This window comes from Simiduia curdlanivorans, assembly GCF_030409605.1.
In the GTDB taxonomy this organism is placed as follows: Bacteria; Pseudomonadota; Gammaproteobacteria; order Pseudomonadales; family Cellvibrionaceae; genus Simiduia; species Simiduia curdlanivorans.
In genome coordinates, this window is the sequence record NZ_JAUFQG010000001.1 from 1 (window position 1) to 4,894 (window position 4,894).

4 tRNA genes, 2 rRNA genes and 1 other annotated feature are annotated in these 4,894 nt (G+C 48.0%); of the genes, 3 read left to right on the top strand and 3 right to left on the bottom strand.

Annotated features, from left to right (window positions below):
* The 3 genes from QWY82_RS00005 to QWY82_RS00015 all read right to left on the bottom strand — a co-directional run.
* A 23S ribosomal RNA gene (locus QWY82_RS00005) occupies positions 1 to 1,394 on the bottom strand; the annotation flags it as partial.
* A 344-nt stretch (positions 1,395 to 1,738) separates the two neighbouring features.
* Positions 1,739 to 1,814 (bottom strand) — tRNA-Ala (locus tag QWY82_RS00010).
* 5 nt (positions 1,815 to 1,819) lie between these two features.
* Positions 1,820 to 1,896: transfer RNA gene (locus QWY82_RS00015), tRNA-Ile, on the bottom strand.
* A 384-nt stretch (positions 1,897 to 2,280) separates the two neighbouring features.
* Positions 2,281 to 2,618 (top strand) — a sequence feature (most likely nonfunctional fraction of RNA operon).
* Between the two features lie 382 nt (positions 2,619 to 3,000).
* On the opposite strand from QWY82_RS00015, the gene QWY82_RS00020 reads away from it, so the two are divergent.
* From QWY82_RS00020 to QWY82_RS00030, 3 genes are all read left to right on the top strand, one after another.
* Positions 3,001 to 3,077, top strand: a tRNA-Ile gene (locus QWY82_RS00020).
* 5 nt (positions 3,078 to 3,082) lie between these two features.
* A tRNA-Ala gene (locus tag QWY82_RS00025) sits at positions 3,083 to 3,158 on the top strand.
* Between the two features lie 344 nt (positions 3,159 to 3,502).
* Positions 3,503 to 4,894 (top strand): 23S ribosomal RNA (locus tag QWY82_RS00030); the annotation flags it as partial.

Sequence of the window (4,894 nt, forward strand, 5' to 3'; positions counted from 1 at the left end):
ACAAAAAGTGTAGGAATATTAACCTACTTCCCATCGACTACGCGTTTCCGCCTCGCCTTAGGGGCCGACTAACCCTGTCCCGATTAACGTTGGACAGGAAACCTTGATCTTCCGGCGGGGAGTTTTTCACTCCCCTTGTCGTTACTCATGTCAGCATTCGCACTTCTGATACCTCCAGCATGCTTCTCAACACACCTTCAACAGCTTACAGAACGCTCCCCTACCCCACAGACAAAGTCTGTAGCCACAGCTTCGGTTGCTAATTTAGCCCCGTTACATCTTCCGCGCAGGCCGACTCGACTAGTGAGCTATTACGCTTTCTTTAAAGGGTGGCTGCTTCTAAGCCAACCTCCTAGCTGTCTAAGCCTTCCCACATCGTTTCCCACTTAATTAACATTTGGGACCTTAGCTGGTGGTCTGGGTTGTTTCCCTCTTGACAACGGACGTTAGCACCCGCTGTCTGTCTCCCGGATAGTACTCACTGGTATTCGGAGTTTGCATGGGGTTGGTAAGTCGGGATGACCCCCTAGCCCAAACAGTGCTCTACCCCCAGTGGTATTCGTCCGAGGCTCTACCTAAATAGATTTCGGGGAGAACCAGATATCTCCGAGCTTGATTAGCCTTTCACTCCGATCCACAAGTCATCCCCTAATTTTTCAACATTAGTGGGTTCGGTCCTCCAGTTAGTGTTACCCAACCTTCAACCTGCTCATGGATAGATCGCCCGGTTTCGGGTCTATTGCATGCGACTAAAACGCCCTATTAAGACTCGGTTTCCCTACGGCTCCCCTAAACGGTTAACCTTGCCACATACAATAAGTCGCTGACCCATTATACAAAAGGTACGCAGTCACACCACGAAGGTGCTCCTACTGCTTGTACGCATACGGTTTCAGGATCTATTTCACTCCCCTCACAGGGTTCTTTTCGCCTTTCCCTCACGGTACTGGTTCACTATCGGTCAGATGGGAGTATTTAGCCTTGGAGGATGGTCCCCCCATGTTCAAACAGGATATCACGTGTCCCGTCCTACTCGATTTCACAACAAGTGCCTTTTCGTGTACGGGGCTATCACCCTGTATCGCCCAACTTTCCAGAAGGTTCCACTAAAACACAAGTTGCTTAAGGGCTGGTCCCCGTTCGCTCGCCGCTACTAAGGGAATCTCGGTTGATTTCTTTTCCTCCGGGTACTTAGATGTTTCAGTTCCCCGGGTTCGCTTCGTACAGCTATGTATTCACTGTACGATACTGAGCAAAGCTCAGTGGGTTTCCCCATTCGGAAATGTTAGGATCAAAGCATGTTTGCCGGCTCCCCTAACCTTATCGCAGGCTCCTACGTCCTTCATCGCCTCCATCTGCCTAGGCATCCACCGTATGCGCTTAGTCGCTTGACCATATAACACAAGCGACTGTATTGACTATTTTTTAAAAATATCTGATTTTCAAACGATTAATAATTAACGCTTGCGCGCTAACTAAAATACTGAAGTCAATTGCAACTACAAATTACGCCAGATTTATGTGCTTGAGACACACTCATCTATATATCAGCAATTATTACAACTTTACATTTACCTTGTTAAAGAGCAGCTGGTGTGAAACCAGGAAGCTAATTTCTTTTTTTTGTAACCTCAATGCGGTTACATCAAAAAATTAGGTTTCTGATGTCTTACGTAGTGAATCAAGCTTTTTTGTATTACAAAACCAACACCGATTATTTAAAACTACTTAAAAATAATGGTGGAGCTATGCGGGATCGAACCGCAGACCTCTTGGATGCAAACCAAGCGCTCTCCCAGCTGAGCTATAGCCCCTAAAATGGTAGGCCTGGGCAGATTTGAACTGCCGACCTCACCCTTATCAGGGGTGCGCTCTAACCAACTGAGCTACAGGCCTGTAATTCCTATCGAGCCTGCCTGAACAGATTTGAACTGCCGACCTCACCCACGCTCTTTATAAAAAGAAGGGGTGCGCGCTCTTCTTCTAACCAACTGAGCTACAGGCCTTTAACTTGATCTTTTTAGCTTTGGCGGCGTTGCGTTCGTTGCTCAGTCAGACACATACTTTTGTATGCTCCCCCCTTCGCGCCTCTCGCGCCTTGCCAAACCTAAAAATCTCGGCGTTAACCGATGATCTTTCATACACTACAAACCACGTTGAACCTCACATTGTGCGGCCAAACCCAGCTTGTAGCATACGGCTTGTAGCTTGCAGCTTTTAATCTTCACTACGTCCAGTTAATCAAGCAATGCGTGTGAACACTTACAGATAGTCAACATATCGTTTAAGGAGGTGATCCAGCCCCAGGTTCCCCTAGGGCTACCTTGTTACGACTTCACCCCAGTCATGAATCACACCGTGGTAACCGTCCTCCCGAAGGTTAGACTAGCTACTTCTGGTGCAACCCACTCCCATGGTGTGACGGGCGGTGTGTACAAGGCCCGGGAACGTTCCCGGGCCTTGTACACACCGCCCGTCACACCATGGGAGTGGGTTGCACCAGAAGTAGCTAGTCTAACCTTCGGGAGGACGGTTACCACGGTGTGATTCATGACTGGGGTGAAGTCGTAACAAGGTAGCCCTAGGGGAACCTGGGGCTGGATCACCTCCTTAAACGATATGTTGACTATCTGTAAGTGTTCACACGCATTGCTTGATTAACTGGACGTAGTGAAGATTAAAAGCTGCAAGCTACAAGCCGTATGCTACAAGCTGGGTTTGGCCGCACAATGTGAGGTTCAACGTGGTTTGTAGTGTATGAAAGATCATCGGTTAACGCCGAGATTTTTAGGTTGGCAAGGCGCGAGAGGCGCGAAGGGGGAGCATACAAAAGTATGTGTCTGACTGAGCAACGAACGCAACGCCGCCAAAGCTAAAAAGATCAAGTTAAAGGCCTGTAGCTCAGTTGGTTAGAAGAAGAGCGCGCACCCCTTCTTTTTATAAAGAGCGTGGGTGAGGTCGGCAGTTCAAATCTGTTCAGGCAGGCTCGATAGGAATTACAGGCCTGTAGCTCAGTTGGTTAGAGCGCACCCCTGATAAGGGTGAGGTCGGCAGTTCAAATCTGCCCAGGCCTACCATTTTAGGGGCTATAGCTCAGCTGGGAGAGCGCTTGGTTTGCATCCAAGAGGTCTGCGGTTCGATCCCGCATAGCTCCACCATTATTTTTAAGTAGTTTTAAATAATCGGTGTTGGTTTTGTAATACAAAAAAGCTTGATTCACTACGTAAGACATCAGAAACCTAATTTTTTGATGTAACCGCATTGAGGTTACAAAAAAAAGAAATTAGCTTCCTGGTTTCACACCAGCTGCTCTTTAACAAGGTAAATGTAAAGTTGTAATAATTGCTGATATATAGATGAGTGTGTCTCAAGCACATAAATCTGGCGTAATTTGTAGTTGCAATTGACTTCAGTATTTTAGTTAGCGCGCAAGCGTTAATTATTAATCGTTTGAAAATCAGATATTTTTAAAAAATAGTCAATACAGTCGCTTGTGTTATATGGTCAAGCGACTAAGCGCATACGGTGGATGCCTAGGCAGATGGAGGCGATGAAGGACGTAGGAGCCTGCGATAAGGTTAGGGGAGCCGGCAAACATGCTTTGATCCTAACATTTCCGAATGGGGAAACCCACTGAGCTTTGCTCAGTATCGTACAGTGAATACATAGCTGTACGAAGCGAACCCGGGGAACTGAAACATCTAAGTACCCGGAGGAAAAGAAATCAACCGAGATTCCCTTAGTAGCGGCGAGCGAACGGGGACCAGCCCTTAAGCAACTTGTGTTTTAGTGGAACCTTCTGGAAAGTTGGGCGATACAGGGTGATAGCCCCGTACACGAAAAGGCACTTGTTGTGAAATCGAGTAGGACGGGACACGTGATATCCTGTTTGAACATGGGGGGACCATCCTCCAAGGCTAAATACTCCCATCTGACCGATAGTGAACCAGTACCGTGAGGGAAAGGCGAAAAGAACCCCTGTGAGGGGAGTGAAATAGATCCTGAAACCGTATGCGTACAAGCAGTAGGAGCACCTTCGTGGTGTGACTGCGTACCTTTTGTATAATGGGTCAGCGACTTATTGTATGTGGCAAGGTTAACCGTTTAGGGGAGCCGTAGGGAAACCGAGTCTTAATAGGGCGTTTTAGTCGCATGCAATAGACCCGAAACCGGGCGATCTATCCATGAGCAGGTTGAAGGTTGGGTAACACTAACTGGAGGACCGAACCCACTAATGTTGAAAAATTAGGGGATGACTTGTGGATCGGAGTGAAAGGCTAATCAAGCTCGGAGATATCTGGTTCTCCCCGAAATCTATTTAGGTAGAGCCTCGGACGAATACCACTGGGGGTAGAGCACTGTTTGGGCTAGGGGGTCATCCCGACTTACCACCCCATGCAAACTCCGAATACCAGTGAGTACTATCCGGAGACAGACAGCGGGTGCTAACGTCCGTTGTCAAGAGGGAAACAACCCAGACCACCAGCTAAGGTCCCAAATGTTAATTAAGTGGGAAACGATGTGGGAAGGCTTAGACAGCTAGGAGGTTGGCTTAGAAGCAGCCACCCTTTAAAGAAAGCGTAATAGCTCACTAGTCGAGTCGGCCTGCGCGGAAGATGTAACGGGGCTAAATTAGCAACCGAAGCTGTGGCTACAGACTTTGTCTGTGGGGTAGGGGAGCGTTCTGTAAGCTGTTGAAGGTGTGTTGAGAAGCATGCTGGAGGTATCAGAAGTGCGAATGCTGACATGAGTAACGACAAGGGGAGTGAAAAACTCCCCCGCCGGAAGATCAAGGTTTCCTGTCCAACGTTAATCGGGACAGGGTTAGTCGGCCCCTAAGGCGAGGCGGAAACGCGTAGTCGATGGGAAGTAGGTAATATTCCTACACTTTTGT